The organism is Coprococcus sp. AM11-30B (assembly GCF_027674365.1).
Classification (GTDB): Bacteria; Bacillota; Clostridia; order Lachnospirales; family Lachnospiraceae; genus Allocoprococcus; species Allocoprococcus comes.
Genome location: NZ_JAQDVB010000006.1, coordinates 1 through 23351, shown reverse-complemented (window position 1 = coordinate 23351; position 23351 = coordinate 1). Strand labels below are relative to the sequence as shown.

Sequence of the window (23351 nt, the reverse complement as noted above, 5' to 3'; positions counted from 1 at the left end):
TTATTATGTATGGTTATGATTTTATTTTTCGTGATGAAAAATTAAGTAGTCATGGATATATGGTATGCGATTTTGATGATGCTTCGTCTGCAAATACTGCGACTACTGACTCTCAAAGAGATTTTACTTCTATTTCAATGTTTGGAAGTAAATATTTTCCTATTTTATATTATACATATAACAGCCAATTAGTTATGGAATTCTCAATATGTAAAATAGGCGATAAAAACAATAAAAATTTAATTTCTCCAACTGAATGTGCAGTTATAAAAAGATGGCTTGGATCTCCAAATGCATCTGAGCTGCGGTTATGTAGTGATGAATATGATGGTTACTTTTGGAATGGTACATTTAATATAGAAGAAATTCATTATGCTTTTGGCTGTATAGGCTTTCATCTAACATTTACTGCCACTGCCCCGTTCGGCTATAAGGATAAATTGAATTTTAGTGGATCTGTTGACAAGGACGGATCAATTAGTATCAATGACACAAGCGATGAAGAAGGTTATCTGTATCCTGATATTACAATAACGCTTAAATCTGCTGGTGATTTAAAAATCACTAATGAGTACGATAAACGGACAACTGTTGTGCGTGGTTGCTCATCTGGTGAAACTTTGACTTTCACTCATCTTTTGCAAATTATGTCAAGTAATAATTCTCATGAGTTGGGTGATGATTTTAATTATAAGTTTATACGAATTAACAATGAGTATGGCAAAACAGTTAATAAACTGACATTTAACTTACCTTGTACATACTCAATTTCATATAACCCAATAGCGAAGGTGGTGATTGCATAATGAATACTTCTTTATATGGTGGTCTTATAGAAATAAGTCCAGATGGACAGCCTATTGCACCTGATCTCGTATTGGCTTATCGTGGTGGGACAAAACAAGGAATTATTCATAATGTTCAATCACTTACCAATAAAAATGATCTTGCACAAGCTGCTGAAATTACTTTTGATGTTTATAAAAAGGTTGATAATGTTACATGTGAATTATGGAACGACATTAGAGACTTTAGATTGATCTATATCCCACATCTTGACACAGCATCTTTTAATCCGTGGTATGAACTTTCCGTTGAAACAGATGAGGATGATGCTACTATAAAACACTGTCAAGGTGTTCATTTACAAGAAGCTGAACTTGGACAGCTTAGTTTAAATGATATTGAAATCAACACAGAGGATGATATTGCAAGGGACGATTACACCCCTACTATTATATATGATCCAACTAATCCAGAAGGATCTGCATTAGATAGAATTTTAAAAGATAAAGCATCCCATTATACAATTGTTCATGTAGATTCCTCTATCGCTAATTTGCAAAGAACATTTTCATGGGATGGTTCTACTATAAAAGGCGCATTTGATGATATCGCAAATGAAGTAGAATGTTTGTTTGTTTATGGCGAATCTGTCAATAATGATGGAAAAATCCACAGGACAATTTCTGTTTATGATTTAAACGATGTTTGTATGGAATGTGGAGAACGTGGAACATTCACAAACAAAATGTGTACCAAATGTAACTCTGCTAATATTAAATTTGGATATGGTTCAGATAGTGGTATCTTTTTAAGCCATGAAAATTTCGCTGGAAATATTTCGTATTCTTCAAATAAGGATGAAGTAAAAAACTGTTTTCGTTTGGTCGCTGGTGATGATTTAATGACAGCCACAATTAGAAATATAAATCCAAGCGGAAGTCAATATATTTGGTATTTTAGTGATTCTGTTCGTGCCGATATGTCAAAAACATTACGTGACAAATTATCTACTTACGAAAAAGAATATGCTTCATATTCATCAGATAAAAAAATTGATATTCCATCTACTGTTATTAGTGATTACAATACACTAATCAATAAATATAAGTTGTACGATAGTTCTTTAATGAATGTGAAATATCCAATTGTAGGGTACTCTTCTTTAACAGATTTATATTATTCTGCTTTAAATTTTTACAGTTTATTAAAAACTACTCTTGCACCAGTCTCAGAACGTGGGACGAAAACAACGGCTGCACAAGAAATCAAGAAATTGACTACCAATACGCTTTCACCTCTTGGTATTCAAAATGCCAATAAAGCGTCTGTATCTACGGTTACTTTGGCTCTACAAAATTATGCGAAAGTTTTTGTAGACACATCATTGTATAGAATTACAGCAACAAATGATTCATACAGTGGGAATGTTTGGAAAGGAACTATCACTCTATCAAGTTATGCAGATGAGAATGATAAGGCAACCACATCAATTATAACAATATATGTATCAGATGCTACATCGGATTTTATTAAATGTCAGCTTGAAAAAGCAATGAAAAAAAATGATGTTGATGCTACTGGAACAGTTGCTTTATTTAAAAAGGACGAGGCTGAATTCAAAAAGGCTTTGTCCTTTTATAGTGTCGATAATTTGAATATTCTTGCAAGTATTGTAAGAGGTTGTTTAGACATTCTAATTCAACAAGGTATTGCTGATCCAGAAAATGATATGTATGAATCAATGTATTATCCATATTACAGTAAAAGCATATGGATTGAAGATGAGTTGAGGGAACGTGAATCTGAAATTCTGAAATTGCGTGGTTCTAAAAGTAATCCAGAAGGTGTTCTTGATTATATCGAAAAGCAGCGTCAGGTTATTGCGAATAATTTGGATTTGCATACTTATCTTGGGAATTCACTTTGGACTGAGTTTTGTTCATTTAGACGTGATGACACATATAAGAATGATAATTTCATTTCTGATGGATTGTCAGACAAAGAACTTATTATGCAAGCCAAAGAATTTATCAAAAATGCGGAACGTGAAATTGTAAAATCTGCTACTTTGCAACACACCATTAGTTGTAATTTGAGTAACTTTTTACTCGTAAAAGAACAAGATGTTGAATCATCTCCTGTTCCAATTGTTACTTTGGCTGGTGTAAATATTGTGTCACACGATCAATTATATTTCGTGAAAGGTGATGCAACATTTTCTCCACTCTTAGTAAATTTTGATGTTGGTAATTGGGTTCGTATAGAGATTGATGAAACAATTTATAAATTGCGTTTGACTTCATATAAGATTGATTATGATAATCTTGATTCTTTGAATGTAGAATTTTCTGATGTAACCTATGGATTAAATTCTGCTTCTGATATCCAGAGTATCTTATCACAAGCTCAGTCTATGTCAACATCATATTCAATGGTGCAGCATCAAGCGAATAAGGGTAATAATGCCAACAAACAAATCATGGATATGGTTGAAAATGGATTAAACCTTACTAACAAGAAAATTGTAAATGCTGCAGACAATCAAAATATGGTTGTGGATGAGACTGGTTTGCTCATGCGTGAAAAAAATGAGTTTGGTGATGATTACAGTTCTGAGCAAACAAAAATAATCAATCATGGCTTTTACTATACAAACGATGGTTGGAAGACTGTTCAAACTGGACTTGGTAAGTATATTTACTTTGATCCTGAATCTGGTACATACAAAGAGGACTATGGAATTATCGCTCATAAAATTGTCGGTAACATTATTCTCGGAAATAAAGTTGGAATCTATAACACTTCTGGTTCAGTAAAAATTGACGAAAATGGTTTTACTGTTACTTCGGACGCAAACGATACAAATAAAGATTTGTTTACTTTGCAACGAAAGAACGAAGATGGATCTTACACTAAATATGTATATGTCGATGATGATGGAAATATCAAAATTAACGGCAAACATATTCAGATGACAACCAGTGATGATCTTGGCTCTTATATTGATAAAACAATCAAGCAAGAAGCATCTGCTCTTGTGGTTCAACTTGACAATGAATATATAGGCATTACGACTGATTCCAATGGTAATGGTGGTAATTTTACGGATTGCTATACAAATGTAACTGTATTTTCTGGAAGCACTGATATCACAAAGTCATCAGACTTATCTTGGACAATCACTGCAACAAGTGGTGTTACTGGTGAATGGGATAAAACTAAATATCGCTACACCTTAAAGGGACTGTCTACCGACCGTGGAGAAGTAGTATTTGATCTCATTTATATGGGTAAAATTGCCATAAGTAAAAAGCTGCGTATTGCAAAACTTAAAGCTGGTGCAACTGGTGGACAAGGAATACAAGGTATTCCAGGAAAAGATGGTAAGGATGGTATTAGCACTTATATTCATATTAAATATAGTTCTGTAGCAAATCCTACTGATGATATGTTGACAGAAGTTCCGGCTGCGTACATTGGTATTTGTGTTGATACAAATTTAAACGATCCTATTACTGCAAGTTCTTATACTTGGAGTCGTTTTTCAGGTAAGGACGGTGCTGATGGAACACCTGGTTTAGATGGAAAAGATGGTGAAGATTCTTTTGTGCATTTCGCATATGCTCAATCTGCCGATGGAAGTGTAAACTTTAACGTTTGTGAGTATGAAGGTGCAACCTATATAGGCGTATATACTGACAATATCAAAGCAGACAGTACAGATTATAAAAAATATGCATGGTCAAAATTTAAGGGCGATGATGGTAAAGACGGAGATAGTATATATATTACTTCTACGGAAGTTGTATATATTCCTAGCGATAACGGAATTACACCACCGCAAGCAAATTCTCTTGCTACCAGTGATGGCAAAAATATTGTTGATAGTAATGGAAATGAAATTGCAACGAATAAATGGTTATCTTCTATTCCATATGTAATTGAAGGTTCTTATCTTTGGACGAGAACTACTGTAAATTATTCAGACGGAAATTCGACCGTCACATACAGTGTATCGAGACAAGGTATTGATGGAACTGACGGTAAAGACGGTATCAATGGACGTGATGGTAGAGATGGTTCAAGTAATTATGTCCATATAAAATATTCTGCTTATCCAAATCCTACAGATGACCAAATTTCAGAAATTCCTTCTGATTATATAGGTATTTGTGTCAACGATGTAATAAAAGATCCTGACTCTGCAAATTCTTATGTATGGTCTAAGTTCGCTGGTAAAGATGGTGAAGATGGTATTCCAGGTAAAAATGGTTATGTCCATTTTGCTTACGCCATGAGTGCTGATGGTAAGGAAGGATTCTCTAAATCCGAATTTACTGGTGCAATTTATATTGGAGTATATTCCGACAATACACAAGCAGACAGTGGAAATTATAAGGATTACACTTGGTCAAAAATCAAGGGTGATGATGGTAAAACACCAGTAAAAGGTGTTGACTATTTTGACGGTACATCTTCATATTTATGGATTCGTTACTCCGCTAATTCTGATGGAAGTGGTATGACTACGACTCCAAGTGCAGATACAAAATATATAGGTACTGCGACTACCACAACAAACACTGCGCCAACTATAATAAGCAATTATAAATGGTCGAAATATGTAGGCGAAAACGGAACTCCTGGAAAGAATGGATATGTTCATATTGCTTATGCTGACTCTGCCGATGGCAAAACTGGATTTAGTAAAACAGTTGGAATGGGTAAAAAATACATTGGTCAATATACCGATAATATTGAAGCCGATAGTGATGATTCGACAAAATATACGTGGACTTTAATTAAAGGAACGGACGGAAAGACACCTATTAAGGGTGTAGATTATTTCGATGGTACATCTTCTTACCTTTGGGTACGTTATGCTACTGATGCAAATGGTACTGGAATGACTGCAACTCCATCATCAACGACAAAATATGTTGGTATAGCATCAACTACCACTTCAATCGCACCAACAAAATCAAGCGAATATAAGTGGTCTAAATATGTAGGTGAAAATGGCGTTCCTGGTGAAAACGGATATATTCATATAGCTTATGCCGATTCCTCTGACGGTAAAACTGGTTTTGATACAGTTAATGGAACAAATAAAAAATATATCGGACAATATACTGACAATATTGAGACAGATAGTAAAAATCCCACAGATTACACTTGGTCAAAAATCAAGGGTGATGATGTTACTATCACTTCTACTAAAGTAGAATATATCACCACAACAGAAAATTCTTCTGTTCCTCCAGAATCAGTTGAGCTTGTTACAAATGATGGAAAATCATTGATTGATAATTCTTCTAATTTATTCGTAACGAATAAATGGTCAGATGAAATCCCTGATTTAGTAGATGGCATGTACCTTTGGACAAGAACAACCGTTCAATATTCAGATGGCAACTCTACTGTCTCATATACTAATGCAAAACAAGGTGATGTTGGTGATGCCGGAAGAACTTATTTCTTAGAACTTGATACAAGTGCTGTAAAAATTGACGGAAATAATATTATCACACCAGATACGATAAAAGCAAAAGGATATTATAGAGATGGGGATGGTGATCGAGTTGTTTACCCATGCCGTTTTATTATATCAAAAACTTATAGTGATAATCGTACAGAAGAAATTATAAGTTCATCAAATAATATTTCCGAACAAATATTTACTATTTATGGTGAGGCTAACATGCCAGCTTTTTACACTATAGAAATGCACAAAGCTAATCAAATTCCAACTGAAGATAATCTACTTGATATTCAGACAGTTCCTATCTTAGTTGATAGTTCAAACATGCTTATCGGAGCAAGAAACCTGTTGAAGAAATCGAACCAGCTTGAAGGTTGTCATTATTATGGAACTGACAAAGTATATTCTATTTCTGAAGCTGAAATTGATGCAAAGCGTGTAATCAAGGTACAGCCTGGAACTGGCTCAAATGCTGCCAAGGCTGTGTACTACGAAGTATATACGGACAATTTGGTTGCTACGGAACTTGGAACGAAACTGACGGTATCAATGAATGTATATTCTCGTCAAAATATGACACTCAATGTTTGCCTTGCAAATACGAATGGTGTAATGCAGACAACTGATATGCAACAGATACAGCTTACATCTGGATGGAACAAGGTTTACACCGTCCTGACTTTAGAAGATACAGAGTTTGATATTGTATCTGACAATCGTGACATGTTTGTTACATCTTCAGGTCAGTTGATTTCTACTGGCAATGTTGGGGTGACATCAAATGTGCTTAGAATTACAGATAACATGAACAGTAATGACTATTATGCAATTGATTATATCCAGTTGGAAAAAGGAAACCGTCCTACAGACTACTACCCTGCTCCAGAGGATTTAACAGATTACGCAGATAAGATTACTGGTGATATGTCTGACGAATTGAAGAAGATTATCTCTGATGTAATCAATGATGTTGTTTCAAATAGAAAAGACTTTGATGATTTGGTCGGCGAAGATGGGCGTATAGAAGAAATCCGGAAAAGTAATGTCACGACACAACAACAAGTTGATAAGGTACAAACTGATGTCAATACATACATTGTTCGTGTTGATGCCATAAACGGAAGAGTTGAAAGTATAGAGCAAACGACTGAATGTTTCTCTATGGAAGATGCCGGACTGCGTATTACAAGAAAGATTTCTAGCCAAGATCCGTCTATGCAGTTATCAATGCTGTTGAGCGAGCAAAAGTTAAGTTTCTACCAAGGAACAGATGAAGTTGCTTATTTCAGTAACAATAAGCTGTATGTAACGGATGCTGAAATCTTAGATAGATTGCAACTTGGAAAATTTGCTTTTATCCCACGTTCAAATGGCAACCTGTCATTTAGGTACTTGGGGGGGCAATAAATTCTTAGCCATAAAGGAGGTGGTATTGTATGGCTTTAAGCGGAAGTTTTACGACCAGTGGATACGAAGGAAGATGCTGGAAATTCAGCTGGACTGCTTCACAAAATGTTGGCGCAAATACATCTACAATCTCTTATACTGTCGAAGCTATAGGAGGTAGTGCTGGATGGTATATGACTGGACCATGTAAGGTAGTTGTTGCCGGGAACATAGTTTATAACAACACTGGTCGATGGAAACAATATAAAGGAAAGCTGTGTAGTGGATCTGTTACTGTTAGTCATAACAGTAATGGTACGCAATCTTTTTCAGCAAGTATTTCTAGTGCTATTTACTATTACGCAGATGGTACTGGAAACGGAAGTGGTAGCTGGTCTCTTGACACCATACCAAGAGCATCGCAGCCCTCTGTAAACAACTGGCCTTCAAGCGTATCTTCGGTAAACATTGGCGATCAAATAACCATACATATGAACAAGAAAGCGAACTTTACACATAAGGTAACAGCTACATTCGGAAATAAGTCAGAAGTAGTAACGAACTCTTGTGTGGATAATGTCGTATGGAATGGATTTACGATAGCAAAATATGCTGGTCAGATACCGAATGCGACAAGCGGAACATTAACATTCACTGTTGATACGATGAATGGAAGCACAAAGATTGGTACGAAAACTGTGTCAGTTACTGCTTATCTCCCGGCATCCGTAGTTCCTACATGCAATATTGCATCGCTTTCCAATACGAATAATACGTTTGGATGTTATGCGAAGTTGCTTTCTGGAGTTAAGGTAAAACCTACTGCTTCTGGTGTGTACGGGTCATCCATAAAAACACTGAAGATATCCGTTACTGATATGTCAGATAAAACAGCATCAAGCGGAACGGAATATACATTCGATGCGTTTACAAAGACAGGAACAAAAGTTGTCAAAGTATCTGCTACCGATAGTAGAGGTCGTTCTGCATTTGTTGCATTAGATGTTACGGTAGTTGATTATAGTCTCCCATCCGCTTCTATCACAGCATCTCGTGGTACTGGAACAACTACCAGTAATTTCGTATCAGACGATACTGGAGATCATGCTAAAATCGTTGCCAAAGGTTCTGTAAGCAGTATATCCGGCAACACGCTCACTCCTGTCCTACAATACAGAATTGCAGGGCAATCCGCTTGGACAAACCTAGATATCAGTACAAGTTCCTTATCTCTTAATGATATTCGTGTTATCGCTGTTTCGGACACTGAAGCATATGATATCAGAATTGTCATTCGAGATAAAGCAGGTCGTGAAGCCACAGCCACAATGACATTATCAAACGGCTTCGCAACTATGGATTATAAAGCTGGTGGTGATGGTATTGCGTTTGGAAAAACCGCTAATCGCTCTGGTTTTGATTGCGCTATGCTAATGCGTATTTTTAAAGGTGTAAATCTAATGAATGAAAATACGCCCGGTGGATATGGATGGTCTGATTGGTATTACAATAATAATGGAACTCAAGGAAAACGTGGGCGTATCTACGCAAATTCCGATGGTATACATATCAAAGCCGAAAATGGAAAAGGATTTCTTGACGGGACATGGAGTGGTTCACTTTCCGATCAAAGAATGAAGCGTGATATCGAACCAATTGCACGAAATATCATAAATGCAGTTGGTGAAGTACCATTTAAACAATTTAGAATGTCTGCGCCAGGTTACGATCATGATTTATTATGTGTCGGTATTTTGGCACAAGATTTACAACGATCATTTCAACGGTATGGAGTAGCTGATAAGTTACTTATGTTAGATACAAGAAAACTTAATCCTGATGATGAAGATGAGTATTACTGTATTGAGTATACTCATTTTTTAATTGTCAGATTGCTTTACGATGAGATGAAATTGCAAGCGTATGATGAACGCTTAAAAAATATCGAAAAGATACTTGGTATATAAAAATGGAGGAAATATACTATGGCAAATACGACTCGAATAAAAGATCTTTCTAGTGTTACCACTCCTTCCGATTCTGATGTCATCGCTGTCGATGGCGCAAATGGGACTAAGGGTATCACTTTGGCGAATCTCGCAACAACAATTTTAAACAAATTGTCTTCAAAAACTTATGGACTCGATCAAGGTACAAAAACGTTACCAATGGCTGTTAATGAACTTTATAAAAGTTCTGTAGGAAACAGTGCTGCTGGTCACAATTCTATTTTCAGAGGCAAGAATCTTGGGACTTCTTATACTTCGGCTATGTCAAAAGCTATTCAAAATGGAACTTTTGATGATTTATATGTTGGAGATTATCTGACGATCAATGGTACTGTTTACCGAATTGCTGGTTTTAACATTATTAAAAATTGTGGTGATAATGTGTCAATTGGTAATAACATGTGCCTTGTTCCCGATTCTGCATTATATAACGCACAGATGCACAATACAGATAGCGGTCAGTACACGGAAGGCTCTGCTGCAAATACAACAACCGGTGCATACGCAAATTCCGATATGAGAACATCAAATCTTGCACAAGCTACTCAGAAAATTGTAAATGATTTTGGATCTTCTCATGTTATATCATACAGAGATGTTTTACCGAATGCTACTGCTGACGGACAATCTTCGGGTTGGGCGTGGTACGACTGTAAAGTTGAACTGATGTCAGAAGTAATGGTATATGGAACTAAAGTATGGGCTAACAGTGGTTATGAAGTTGGATGTATTAACTCTCAGCTTCCATTGTTTACATTAGCACCAGAATACATTCACCGTCGCTTCAACTATTGGCTTCGTGGTGTGAGGAGTGCGACTACCTTCGCTTTTGTGACCAACGCCGGTTGTGCGAACACCACCGACGCCTCTTATTCTCTTGGTGTTCGCCCGCTCTTCTTCGTTAATTAAGATGTTGACGGAAATATAAAACAATATCTGTAATCCCATCCACCTTTAGGTGGGTGGTGTTACAGCTACAAATCGAAGGAGATTAAAATGTCTGTATTAAAAGCTAATCAAAAGCCCTCTCCTTTTGAAGTTGAACATTATGCATATAAAATTAGAACTGTAATAACTGATTTAGCACTTCGTAAATTTGGATTAAAAGAATACGTTGAAAAGCCTAAACCAGAAACATACAGTAAATGGAGTCAACAACAAAAGGATGGTTATGATAAATCTGTAGCAAAGAATAAGGAACGCTATGAAGCGTTCATTGAATGGTTCATACCAGATGAACAAAAATCAATATTAAATTTGTGCAGAAATATGATTCATGAAATATTTCTTGCAAATGAAATATATCCGCAACATCTTTGTGAATGCGATGAACGTAGACTTCACCAAGATTTAGCAATTGGATATTGTGAAAATTTGATCCAGGAATTGCAGTATGTTATTACTACTCTTCATGTAAACATAGAAAAATATGAGACAATCACAAAAATGATTGTTCATGAACAACAACTTATTAAAGGATGGCGTAAATCTGATAATAAGGTTCGTAAGAAGATTCTTGAGAAAGAATTAACTGGGCAGCTTACTGAAAGTAAGTTGCGTAAATCTTATAATTTGTTAAAAGAATTATGGGTGACTATCATAACACCTGATTTATCAACCTCATAATTCTGTTTTATTAGGGCTACTTCTACATGTTTATGTACTGTTTTGTCGCTTCAACTATTGGCTTCGTGGTGTGAGGAGTGCGACTAACTTCGCTAATGTGAACAACAACGGTAATGCGAACAACAACAACGCCTCTAATTCTAATGGTGTTCGCCCGATTTCTTCTGCCTGTTTAACTATGCTATATGCAGATACAGGAAACGAAGAAAGGAGAAGTTGTCCTTGCGTGTGCTATATAATACGCAAAAAGATAAAGACGATGCAATTCGTTACGACTGATTGCTATATACGTCAAATATAAATAAATATGATTATGAAAGAAAAGATTATGAAATGAATAAAGAAAATGCTCAAGACAATGTAGATAATATTGTATATGATTTGAACTCATTATATTCTGCATTTCTCGCAGCCAAGAAAGATTCTGATTGGAAACCACAAGTACAAAAGTATGGAATTGACTTTTTGCCTAATATTGTATCAACCAAGGATTTGTTAAAGAATAGAGAATATCATTCAAAACCATCTTCTGAATTTATTATCAATGAACGTGGTAAAGTTCGACCAATTACAGGACTACAAATGTCTGACAGAGTAATTCGTCATTCTCTTTGTGATAACGTTTTATCTCCATCTCTCATAGATTATCTTATTTATGATAATGGTGCTTCTCTTAAGGGTAAAGGCATTGATTTTAGTCGAAAACGCTTTGAAGAACATTTACATAAATATTATCGAATGTATGGTAATGACGGATATATTTTATTGATGGATTATAGTAAGTTTTACGATAATATTCCACATGATATAGCTTATCGAGAAATTGCCAAGCATGTGAATGATGAATTTTCTCTTTGGTTGTTACAACAGATTTTTGATAATTTTAAAATTGATGTTTCGTATATGAATGATGAAGAATTTTCAAATTGTATGAATGTTCCATTTAATTCAACTGAATATAGATTGAAAATTCCTAAATCTGCTCATACTGGCGAAAAGTATATGCGCAAATCTGTAAATATTGGGGATCAATGTTCTCAAATTATAGGTATCTTTTATCCAACACCTGTAGATAATTTTGTAAAAATTGTAAAAAGTCAGAAATTTTATGGAAGGTATATGGATGACAGTTATGTTATCCACCGTGACAGAGAATTTTTAGTACAGCTTGAAATAGAAATTGCAGAAAAAGCAAAAGAATTAGGTATGACTCTCAATCGCAAAAAGACAAGAATCGTAAAATTATCAGATTACTATAAATTTCTGCAAATCACATATTCTCTTACCGATACTGGTAGGGTTATTAGAAAAATAAATCCAAGAAGAATTGTTGATATGAGGCGAAAATTAAAGAAACTTAGTCTAAAAGTTATACGTGGAGAACGTACACAAGAAGAAGTTGAGAATATGTTTCGTGCATGGATGGGCGGTCATGCTCATTTAATGAGTAAAATACAACGAGATAATTTGAATCTTCTTTATTTTGATTTATTTGGAGGTTTTATAGATGGAAAATACTATTTACAATATTATCCTCGCAGACAAAACAGAGATTCACGCCACAATGAATGGAAACAATTATATAACAGACGATGTGGTTAATATGGAACTTTTGTCTGATAACAATTTAACAACAGTTAATATAGGTGGCGTTGACTATGCCGATATGATATGTACAAATATTTGGCAAGAAGACGGTCATACAAGATTTATCATTCGGGAAATGACAGAAATGGAAAAAATGAAACGCTGCATTATCGAAATGAGTTCTTTATTATAGGAGGGATTATATGATTCAATTAACAAATTTTTGGACTAACCTTGTTAAAAATGGAGAAAAAAATTTAGATGATGTTCCTGATAAAATAAAAAGTTCTGTTGTCAATGAACTTATTAAACTTGGAATAATAACAGATGAAAACATTGATGCTGTAAAAGAAGCAAAAATTGCTGAAATGAGTATTGTTTGTAATGAAATAATTGTGCAAGGATTTGACATAACACTATCTGATAATCAAAAGCACCATTTTAGTTTAGAAGTTTCCGATCAATTAAAGATTTCTAAACTTAATGATAGGGCAAATGCTGGTGTTACTGTTCTTCCTTATCATGCAGATGGTGAACCTTGTAAATTTTATTCAAAGGACGATATTGTGACAATCAATACTAAAATGGAGAATTGCATAGAATTTCAAGTAACTTATTTTAATTCTTTAAGGGATTATATTCAAAGTATGACTGATCTAAATAGCGTATGTAATGTTGAATATGGCATGGTCATACCAAAGGAATATCAATCTGAAGTATTAAAAGCATTATATGCACAAACAAGCTAAAATAAACGAGTGACAAGGTGTTCGTTATGAAATATATAAGTGAACGAGAATTTAACTCAAAAATGAGAGTGATTCAACGTAGGAATGAATCAATTGATAGATATAACAAATTAAAAGATGAAAAGAAAAAAGTGTCTATCAATATAAAAAAACCAACAACAGATAAGTTAATCGCAATTTATCTGTTCATTATATTAAATGTAATCCTTGTGTATTCTATGATAAGCATGTGGAATTTTGCAGATTTATCTTGCCTGGGTGTTTTAATTACTGATATTGCTGGTCAAGTAATTACCTATTATATATATGCAAAAAAAGCCACAGCTCAGAATACCAAAGGTGGCATTACATACGACATGGCGATGTTGGAGCATGGATTATCAGACGTAAATAATGGTGTTGGTGCATCTGATAGTTCTACACAAGGTTAGGAGGAAGCGTTATGCAGGGAGTACAGAACTTTTTGCAGTTGTTAAATGACAACTGGATTACAATTCTTGTTTGTCTTGGTTGTGTTGCCGGAATTGTGAGAAAAACTGTTGATTTTTTCTCTAAGTCAGATGACGAAAAAATAAAAATCGCAAAATCTCAGATTCAGGAAACAATCTTGAAAATGATTTCTGATGCAGAATGTGAATGGGAAGATTGGAATGCTGCTGGTTCTATTAAACGTTCACAGGTTATCGAAGAGATTTATAGAAAATATCCTATTCTTTCAAAGGTTAAGGATCAGACTGCTTTGACAGAATGGATTGATAATCAAATCAAAGAATCTCTTAAAACATTGAGAGAAATCGTTGCGACAAACACAGAAGATTCTAAAACTGAATAAGAACTGTTGATTGAGGGTGGCTGATAACCACTCTCTTTTTTATAAGGAGTAAATTATGAGTTTACATGGAAATTCTGTAGAGGAAAGAATATGGAATTATCTTTATGAAAAAATCGGGAACAAATTTGGCGTGGCTGGTTTAATGGGTAATCTCTACGCTGAATCTGGACTCATTTTTAATCGTGTAGAAATGCTTTGTTTGAAGCGATTAAAAGAGAACGGAAAAACCTATACGGATGCCACTTATACTGCTGATGTTGACAGTGGAAAGATTAGCAGAGCTGAATTCTTAAATCCACTTCCAGGCAAAGTATACGGCTATTCAATTGCTCAATGGACAAGTACCAATAGAAAAGCCGGATTATATGATTCCGCAAAAGCTAAAGGCGTTTCCATTGCAGACGAAGAAAACTGTTTGGAATTTTTATTAACAGAGTTGAATGGTTCTTATAAATCTGTAATGTCCGTTTTGAAAAATGCAAAATCTGTCCGTGAAGCATCTGACATTGTATTGAAGAAATTTGAAGTACCAGCAAACATGGGTACTTCTGTTCAGGAGAAACGTGCTAGTTACGGACAAAATTATTACAATAAATACGCCAAAATAAATGGCGTATCATCATTAGGAGGTAACACTATGACTGAAAGCGAATTAAGACGTAAAGTTGCTACTTGGCTTGACAGCTATCTTGGTTGTGCTGAAGGCTCTGCTAAACATAGAGAAATTCTTTCTATCTTCAATAACAGTAGACTTTGCACACGATATACCATGACAGTAAATGATGCTTGGTGTGCTACTGCTGTTTCTGCTGCATTTATCGCATGTGGTTTGACAAGTATTTTCCCATGTGTTGAATGCTCATGTAACAACATGATTACAAAAGCGAAAAACGCCGGAATCTGGATTGAGAATGATGCCTATATTCCAAAGGTCGGAGATGTTATTCTCTACGACTGGCAGGATAATGGTGTTGGTGACAATATGGGTTCTGCCGATCATGTTGGTATTGTGTACAGTGTTTCCGGCAATTCATTTGTAGTAATTGAAGGAAATTATTCTAACACAGTAAAGAAAAGAAACCTTGTTGTTAATCAGAGATATATTCGTGGCTTTATCGCACCGAAATATTCTTCAAAAGCAACATCTTCTACTCCGTCTACACCTTCCACCCCTTCCAAACCTACAACTTCTACTTCAACAAAATTGAATAGTACAGTTAAATGGAAAGGTACTACTATCACAGAACTGAATGTAAGAAAATGGGCTGGTACAGAAAATGCTACATGTTCATTTAGTCCGCTTAAAGCGAATGTTTCTGTTGATGTGTGTGATTCTGTAAAAGCGAAAGACGGATCTACTTGGTATTATATTAAGTATAACGGAAAATATGGTTTCGTACATAGTTCATATGTAAGAAGCACTTCTGCTTCCGCTAGTTCACCAGCTACATCAAGCTCAAAGGTTGAGGGGGCACAGAACTTCAATAAAGCAATCGCCGGAACTTACAAAGTAACTTCAAGTGATGGTCTGAATCTGAGACTTGGTGCAGGAACTTCAAAAGGTAAAATCCTTGCTATTCCTAGTGGTGGTACAGTGAAGTGCTATGGCTATTACAATGTATCTGGTGGTGTGAAATGGTACTATGTTGCCTACAAGACATACACTGGATATGTTTCAAGCCAGTATTTGAAAAAACAATAAGAAAGCTATGATGGTGGTGGGTTTTCTGCCACCATCTAGTATGGAGTGAAGAAATTGATTGAATATATAGAATATTTGAATGTTCCAACAAAGGTTGCACTCTCCATTGTTGCATTGTTCTTGATAACGCAAGTTGTCGGTGAATTGATGGAAGTGCAAGGAAAGGTTGTTCCTGAGTTTGTGAAAATTCGTAAATACTTTTCTCGCAAAAAGCAAGAAAGGGAAATCCTACGTCAAGTTCCTGAAACATTAAGGGAAGTTCAGCAGTCACTCAATGAATTCAAATCTCATTACGATACGGATAATATTCGTATGAGAGATAATTGGATTAAAAGTGTAAATGAGAGTCTGAAAGAAAATGATAAATGGATTAAGGAATTTGATAAGAAACTAGATAAAAATAATGCCGATACTCTGTCTCTACTCATAGAGAATAAGCGAAATACTGTTATTGCTTTTGCATCGAAAGTTGTTGACGAAAACAGTTCTGTTACGAGAGAGGAATTTACCCGTGTATTCAAGCTGTACAAAGAGTATGAGGATATTATCAAAGACAATAATCTGACAAATGGTGAGATTGATATTGCATATCATATCATTATGGATGCTTATGAAACCCATATGAAAAATCACTCATTTGTTGAAGATGTGCGTGGATATAATATTTAATTGCATATCTGTTTAATAGAGCGGAAATTTGACATCCGCTCTATTTTTTTATCTTAATAAGGAGAAGTATAAATGAGTAAAAAAGTATATAAAAATGTAATTTTATTTATTGTTGGCTTCTGCCTGTATATCACTATAGAAGTATTGTTTAGAGGATATTCATACCCTCTCATGGGTGTTTGTGCCGGTTTAGTAGTTGTTGTGTTGGATAAAATCAACGATCATATATCATGGGATGTTGATATTCTATTACAGTGCGTGATAGGCATGTCAATGGTTACGGCACTTGAATTGATTATAGGGAACATTTTCTTGAATACGGATTTGTTACCTGTAATGTGGGACTATTCAAATTTGCCACTCAATTATAAAGGAATTATCTGTGTACCGTTTATGCTGCTATGGATAGTTCTTTCTTTTTTGGCAATAATCGTTGCGGATTCAATAAATTATTATGTCTTTGATGAAGAACCAGCACCATACTATAAACTGTTCGGACGTACAATCATACAGTTCAAAGAAAAATAGGAGAAAGTAAATGAAAAAGTTCAAGAAGAAATATGTGATAGCTGTTGCGGTTATTGCATTGGTGATTATTTTGCCATTACTTTTTCTGTTTGGTCGGAATGATAAAAGAGAAAGTAATGGTATTTTATGGAATGGAAAGCAAACTATAGAGACTGACTATGAGCAGTCTTCTATTGCTATTCCTGGATTCACAAAAATCTCATTTGAAGCGAATTCAACCAATCAGAAAATCAATTTATATAATCCAGATACAAATACTTGTAGTATGGATTTTAGTATCTTAATGCCGGATGGTTCTGTTCTATGGTCAGAAGAAAATATTCAACCCAGTTACGGATTATACGATATACAACTCAATAAAGAATTAGAAAAAGGGACTTATGAAGAATGCACTTTTACAATAAGATGCTACAAAGATGGTGTAGAATTAAACGGATGTAATATTGCATTTACTTTATATGTTTATTAGGTGAAAGATATGAGAAATTTTGTAAAGAAAGTTAAAATGAATATTGCATGTATTCTTACATCTCTGATGTTATTGGTTAGTCCAATTCAAACACCAATGGTCGTGCAAGCTGCAGAACCTCAGTTTGGAAGTTCCACACTTACATATACGGTAGACGATTATTTCTATGTACAGATTCCAGAGACTATCAATGTCGGAACTGAATCTGAAATCTATGCTATGGAAACTAATATCTCGCCAGAGAAGTCAATCTATGTAAGAATTGAAGGTCTTGATTCTAATGGTACAATTCAACTTCACAATGATAATGATTCTTCTAAAACAATAAATGTTTTCTTCGTTGATAAGACTGGAAACCGATGTAATTCTGGAAACAACATAATTGCACAATTTGGTTCTAGTCCAGACGGACAGATTACTACTTTTAATACGGAAGTAGATGTTGATCCACATTCTGCATCTGCCGGTTCATATAGTGGACAGGTATATTTTAGTATAATGTGTGAATAAATTTTAAGGCTGTAGAATATTCTACAGCCTATTTTTTACGCTTTAGTCCACTAAATTTCTATGCCAATGCTTCTCTCTCGCTAATGCATCTATCTCATTTATCATTTCTTGATCCGCAAATTTCGCCATATATGGCAATGCTCTTATGATATTTTCCTTCCATTCACTTGTAAGTTTATGAATTTCTGACACACGAATTATTTCACCGTCCGTTTTTTCTGCTTTCAATTTTCTATAAGCCCACACAATAATCCTCGCATGATATTCGTCATCCGTTTCTGCATATTCATCAATACAAGCCTTGCAAAGTGGCATAAACTTAATCAAAGTATGTGTAATTCCAACTCTCTTGCATACTTTAAGTGCAGACACCTTCATCGGTCTTCCTTTTGCATGATAATGACCACTATATATCAACTCACATTCTCTTTTAACAGATTTCAGATAATTTCGATCCATCAGATCACGATTGATATTTGTATTATTACGGTCACTGACATAGTGGCTACATTCCTCATCTGCAATATCAAAATCACTAACAACTGGATTCAGTAACTCTTCTGCTGTCACACCTAAAAAGTACGCTGTTTGGATAATGGCAATAAACGGATAATTATACTTTGCAAATATTGTCTGTAATGTTGAATAACACATTTCATAAGATACGCCCATTTCCTCATAATACTGCTCCATATCTTCTGACATAATCCCTAAAAGCCGTTGTCCTAGTGTCCGGTAGCCTTTTTCTTTCAGCTTCTTGTATAACAGAGCTATAATCTTTTTTGCATCCATCCCGTTACAGGGGGCATTGGCAATTTCCCACACATAATTATAATATTTCAAGCAATGCGTGTTTTCTACCATTTCTATTTCCGAATCATTACACCACCATTCTGCCGGAGATATCATATCATTATGTTTTGAACCAACTCTTATTTCGGATTCTTTTAGCTTACACCTGTGTTTTAAACAGATATCTATACCTTGTATTTGGTGGGATTTATGCCAGTAGCATTCACCGATAGATTCCCGTTCCTCTTTAACACACAAAGGGCAATAACTAAGAGAATGCCCCTCTTTTGATTTCTGCATTCTAAATAATGTTCTAATATCAAAGGAATCTGTCTGCAAAAGCTCCCACACATTATTTATTTCTTCCTCAGTATAGAAACGTGCTTCTTGTCCGTATAGAGTATGATTTCTTATAACATTCTCAAAACCAAATATTTTTTCAATGTCATGGCGAAACTCTGCTTTGAATGGTGGCACAAACTCTTTATTCAAATACAATCTGTTGTTCCTGGTTACTTCCTCTATAAAATGAGAATTGGACGTAAAACCTTTTGCCACATAATACCGGCACAGCCATGAATAAAAAAGCTCATCTTCGTATAACTTTGGTACAATCCCTAACATGCAATCACCTCTACCATAAATGCCACATTCATTCTATTTATCATTTCATCAATATCCATTGCCCCCTGTTTTACGATTGTACTTAGGTCTGAAATTAGGGACTCGTTTTCGATGCAAAGAATTTTACTGCTGATTTCTGGCATCCTTTTCTTTCTTTTCTGGCTGGCTTTTGCTCCCATATTTGGCTTAATATATCCGTGTAACATAGATAACCGGCTTTTATATGTTTCTTCCAATATCGTCAAATCTAAGGTGTCATAGCCACTCATAATTGCCATTTCCTGACTATCATGCAGCAATGTTATAAGAATAGAAACAACACCCCCACAATGCTCATACAGCCAGTACGTGACTTCTTCTGTAAGTTCTACGCACTCTTTTACATATTGATACTGCCATAATACTTGACATAAAAATTTGAAGTAATCGCCATATTCCATTGCTTCATATCTCAACCCTACACTTCTACGTGCCAACTGCATAGCCTGTTCAAAGAATGGCACACTTTCTGGTGTTCCCACCATGCAGATAGATATACCGCTATTATTGATTAACTGTGTTAGTGATCCAATGAGGCTTTTCCCATTCTTAGAATTAACCACATTTTGTATTTCGTCCACGATCAAAAGTCCTATGTGATTTAATGCAATCGTACTGACCGAACCAATTAAAACATCTGTTGTCGTATATCTTGATTTTTTAGCTGACTCATAATAATTCGTTTCAAGCACCTCATCTGTTTTTCTGAGAATTTCCAGAAGCAAACTTTTTACTGAGCTGTCAAAAGGACACTGTACAACCAGGCAAGGAATAACATTCCCTATCAGTTCATCATCCTGTATAATGGCGTTTTCTGTTAAGAGTCCAATGGATTTTTCTATAGCACTACTCTTTCCAATACCAGATGAACCAATAATAGTGAATGAATCCGAACCACCGATTATTCCCACAGAATCCATTCGTTTTATCATTTTTGCATTCTCATATCTTTGTTTTACTGCTGCTGCCGTGAATTTCTTTTTTATAGATAGTAATAGTGCCAGATATAATTTATTATATATTTCAATACTCATTTCAGATGGCACATACACCCTATATATATCCGACAATGCCAGTAATCTGCTTGCCTGACTTTGTTCTATTATTGTTTCATTATACGCTGGAAGATACCCAAGTTCTTCAATTAAACGATCTCCCGATAACACTTGTGGTAATAATTCGATAATCTTATTTTCTTGTAGCATATTTCTTTACTCCCTTCGTAAAATCAATATGTGTACGAGTTTCTTCCTTTGTACGGTTTTCACGTATTTTCTTTATAGGGACAGATTTTGGCACTGATCCAGCCGTTATGACTTCAATCGTTTTTAGCAAATTTATTTTTGCTTGCTTGTTTTCATTTTCCGCTTGTTTGATAACTTCTTTTTTCACATCGTTTATTGAGGCAACATTCGCCACATTCATGTGTTCATATCGACTTTCAATCAGTTCAAATTTTACATATTCACCATTATCAATAAGCCAAACATCAGAAACAGAATCCGGATTATAAGCAACAGTAACCTCCCCACCTTTCAGATACATTTCTGTATAGTTAGGGTGCTTATATCGTAATCCGTTCACCTTTAAGCCGTTTCGGGCAAATTTGCCGATGCATCTAGGCAGCAGTGTCATAATAACTTGCTCTGCAGATACATCTATCAAGTTTGCATTATTACGGTTTCTGCCATAATTCCAAACTTCACAAGCAAATGGTTTTATGTTAGCAGAAAGCATCTCTTCAGTGAATGGGTAATTTTCCAGTATGCGTCCACTATTATAATAAATGATGCAATGTAACAAGACTTTTTCGAATATTTCCAATGTGATACAAGCATCTTTTCGATAGTCGTGTGCGCCCCTTTCTTGAAAATCCGGCTCTATTACACCTTTTCCTTTTAACACGGTTTTGAAAGAATTCTGTATAAGGTCAAAGAATTTTTCGACTGATCCTTTTAGCTCTGGTCGGTATGATGGTAAATCAATCAACCTTATTCCCAGTTCTGTGATTTGTTCAAAGTTTTCAGATATATATTCTGATCCTTTATCTGTTATCATTACCCCTGGCATTTGGTGGCAATCCCACACATTATCAGCAATATCAATACCAAATTTTTTACAGTGTTCCTTTTTATCTGCAACGATATTAAGCATTAGTCCCTTAACACTATATATTCCACCTTTCCAACCAAGCGAATAACCTAAACACATACCACTATACCCATCTACACAAGCCGTCAATATCGGTCTTCCTACAACTTCCCCTGCATCATTCACAAGGTAGATATCGCAAATTGTAGAATCCAACATACCAAAACCTACATTTGGGGTAAATTCCTGTACACCATCACCAAGCAACGGTCTATGATTTTTCTGATAATCCTTTAAACCGCCACGACTGATATATAAATTTTGCAGCTTCTTGGTCTTCTGAAAGTAATAGCGGAATTGATGAATAGAAGGATGATCTTCTTTGAGATGACCAGTTTCATCACAGTATTTCTCTTTCAGCATCATTGTATAAACATCGGAAATACTGTGTTTCTTTGTGGTGTAGTAATATTTGTTTAATGCCCACCTCATATTTTTTTCATCATTGGTCAAGTTTCGTTTTTCTTTTTTGTGTGGCAGCAGGACTGTAATATCTTGATAAACTAAATATAAACATAAATTGTTGCGTATTGTCTGCTTAGTAACTTTATATAATTCAGCAATCTCACGGATAATATAGCTTCTCGTTTTCTCATCATCAATAACGCCCAGAACACTAGCAAACAAGCTGTAATGCTCATTCATATACTTTTTCTCTTTGGTTGATAAAGTGTTTGTGTCAGTCGGATAAATGCCAGTAGTCACCCATAAAACGCTTTCAGGCACGCTTTCAAATTCAGCCAAACTTTCTATCCATTTCGGCATAGTACGCTTAATACAATCAATTACAAGCCATTCTGAGTCACGTTCTTGTAATATACGGTAAATCGTGCCATCTTGAATTTTGATAAGATTATTCTGCATCTATAACTAACCCCCAATCTTCTACACCATGATTTCGCCAATAGTTCCTTGAATCGTCCAATAACTTTACTGTCATTGGTTTAGTGAGAAATTTCCGATATACGCATTCTCGCACCATTAAACCACCATCATTCTTAACACAAACAAAGTCTGACATATAATCTGGCAAGCTGTCTAAAACGATATTCATACGGATTTCTTGAATGTCGGAATTTGCTTCTAATTTTTCGAGATAGCTTCTTTGTAGATCATCGTAGGTTTTACAGATTGATTTTGATTTTGTGACTGTGATTTTTTCACATCGCCCTTTGAAATTCTTTTTTCGCATATGAATCTCCTTCCCAAAAATATTTCCCAAAATCAGAAGTAATTGCCAAAAACGTGTTTTGTTTTTGGGAAAATTGGGGCGAAAGTGCCGATTATGTGAGATTTAAGCCATTTTCCCCAAAAAGATATATTCCCAGAAACGTAAAACAAAAATACTATATATCCTTTCGCAAACATGATTTTTCTGTTTTTCGTAAAAATCGTTATCCTCTGTTTTAA

General features: G+C 35.1%; 19 protein-coding genes. 15 read left to right on the top strand and 4 right to left on the bottom strand.

Annotation, left to right across the window (positions count from 1 at the left end; genetic code table 11):
• Window positions 1-5 precede the first annotated feature (5 nt).
• The 15 genes from PGU50_RS04745 to PGU50_RS04675 all read left to right on the top strand — a co-directional run bounded on the left by PGU50_RS04745 (window position 6) and on the right by PGU50_RS04675 (window position 18335).
• Complete coding sequence (locus PGU50_RS04745) at window positions 6-806, top strand: phage tail domain-containing protein (protein WP_118174495.1); 801 nt, start codon at window positions 6-8, stop codon at window positions 804-806.
• A complete protein-coding gene (locus tag PGU50_RS04740; protein ID WP_270246243.1) occupies window positions 806-7675 on the top strand; it encodes a hypothetical protein in 6870 nt (2289 codons plus the stop codon). The genes PGU50_RS04745 and PGU50_RS04740 overlap by 1 nt, the downstream gene beginning before the upstream one ends.
• Window positions 7676-7704: 29 nt before the next feature.
• Complete coding sequence (locus PGU50_RS04735) at window positions 7705-9621, top strand: DUF859 family phage minor structural protein (RefSeq protein ID WP_270246242.1); 1917 nt, start codon at window positions 7705-7707, stop codon at window positions 9619-9621.
• An 18-nt stretch (window positions 9622-9639) separates the two neighbouring features.
• A complete protein-coding gene (locus PGU50_RS04730) occupies window positions 9640-10572 on the top strand; it encodes a hypothetical protein (protein WP_270246241.1) in 933 nt (310 codons plus the stop codon).
• Between the two features lie 87 nt (window positions 10573-10659).
• On the top strand, window positions 10660-11289 hold the full coding sequence (locus tag PGU50_RS04725; protein ID WP_270246240.1) for a hypothetical protein: 630 nt from the start codon (window positions 10660-10662) through the stop codon (window positions 11287-11289).
• Between the two features lie 333 nt (window positions 11290-11622).
• A complete protein-coding gene (locus PGU50_RS04720; protein WP_270246239.1) occupies window positions 11623-12891 on the top strand; it encodes a reverse transcriptase domain-containing protein in 1269 nt (422 codons plus the stop codon).
• On the top strand, window positions 12854-13069 hold the full coding sequence (locus PGU50_RS04715) for a hypothetical protein (RefSeq protein ID WP_270246238.1): 216 nt from the start codon (window positions 12854-12856) through the stop codon (window positions 13067-13069). The genes PGU50_RS04720 and PGU50_RS04715 overlap by 38 nt, the downstream gene beginning before the upstream one ends.
• A 10-nt stretch (window positions 13070-13079) precedes the next feature.
• A complete protein-coding gene (locus PGU50_RS04710) occupies window positions 13080-13625 on the top strand; it encodes a hypothetical protein (RefSeq protein ID WP_270246237.1) in 546 nt (181 codons plus the stop codon).
• A 26-nt stretch (window positions 13626-13651) separates the two neighbouring features.
• A complete protein-coding gene (locus PGU50_RS04705) occupies window positions 13652-14056 on the top strand; it encodes a hypothetical protein (RefSeq protein WP_270246236.1) in 405 nt (134 codons plus the stop codon).
• 11 nt (window positions 14057-14067) lie between these two features.
• Window positions 14068-14457: a hypothetical protein gene (locus tag PGU50_RS04700; RefSeq protein WP_118174480.1), complete on the top strand. Its 390-nt coding sequence runs from the start codon at window positions 14068-14070 to the stop codon at window positions 14455-14457.
• Between the two features lie 55 nt (window positions 14458-14512).
• Window positions 14513-16159, top strand: a complete 1647-nt coding sequence (locus PGU50_RS04695; protein ID WP_270246235.1) for a phage tail tip lysozyme — start codon at window positions 14513-14515, stop codon at window positions 16157-16159.
• A 54-nt stretch (window positions 16160-16213) separates the two neighbouring features.
• The gene (locus PGU50_RS04690) at window positions 16214-16828 is read left to right on the top strand and encodes a hypothetical protein (protein ID WP_118174476.1); all 615 of its coding nucleotides are present in this window, start codon (window positions 16214-16216) and stop codon (window positions 16826-16828) included.
• A 72-nt stretch (window positions 16829-16900) separates the two neighbouring features.
• Entirely contained in the window at window positions 16901-17356 is a 456-nt protein-coding gene (locus PGU50_RS04685; RefSeq protein ID WP_118174474.1) for a putative ABC transporter permease, read from the top strand.
• Window positions 17357-17366: 10 nt separating this feature from the next.
• Window positions 17367-17825, top strand: coding sequence for a hypothetical protein (locus PGU50_RS04680; RefSeq protein ID WP_270246234.1), 459 nt, complete (start codon window positions 17367-17369; stop codon window positions 17823-17825).
• Window positions 17826-17834: 9 nt separating this feature from the next.
• Entirely contained in the window at window positions 17835-18335 is a 501-nt protein-coding gene (locus PGU50_RS04675) for a hypothetical protein (RefSeq protein WP_270246233.1), read from the top strand.
• 42 nt (window positions 18336-18377) lie between these two features.
• Here the strand turns inward: PGU50_RS04675 and PGU50_RS04670 are convergent, their stop codons facing one another.
• From PGU50_RS04670 to PGU50_RS04655, 4 genes are read right to left on the bottom strand one after another with little or no spacing between them, the layout of a single operon-like run.
• The gene (locus PGU50_RS04670; protein WP_270246232.1) at window positions 18378-19751 is read right to left on the bottom strand and encodes a TniQ family protein; all 1374 of its coding nucleotides are present in this window, start codon (window positions 19749-19751) and stop codon (window positions 18378-18380) included.
• A complete protein-coding gene (locus PGU50_RS04665; protein WP_270246231.1) occupies window positions 19745-20995 on the bottom strand; it encodes a TniB family NTP-binding protein in 1251 nt (416 codons plus the stop codon). Before PGU50_RS04665 ends, PGU50_RS04670 begins: the two co-directional genes overlap by 7 nt.
• Window positions 20979-22805, bottom strand: a complete 1827-nt coding sequence (locus PGU50_RS04660) for a Mu transposase C-terminal domain-containing protein (RefSeq protein WP_270246230.1) — start codon at window positions 22803-22805, stop codon at window positions 20979-20981. The genes PGU50_RS04665 and PGU50_RS04660 overlap by 17 nt, the downstream gene beginning before the upstream one ends.
• Entirely contained in the window at window positions 22795-23133 is a 339-nt protein-coding gene (locus PGU50_RS04655; protein WP_118174462.1) for a hypothetical protein, read from the bottom strand. Before PGU50_RS04655 ends, PGU50_RS04660 begins: the two co-directional genes overlap by 11 nt.
• Between the last annotated feature and the right edge of the window lie 218 nt (window positions 23134-23351).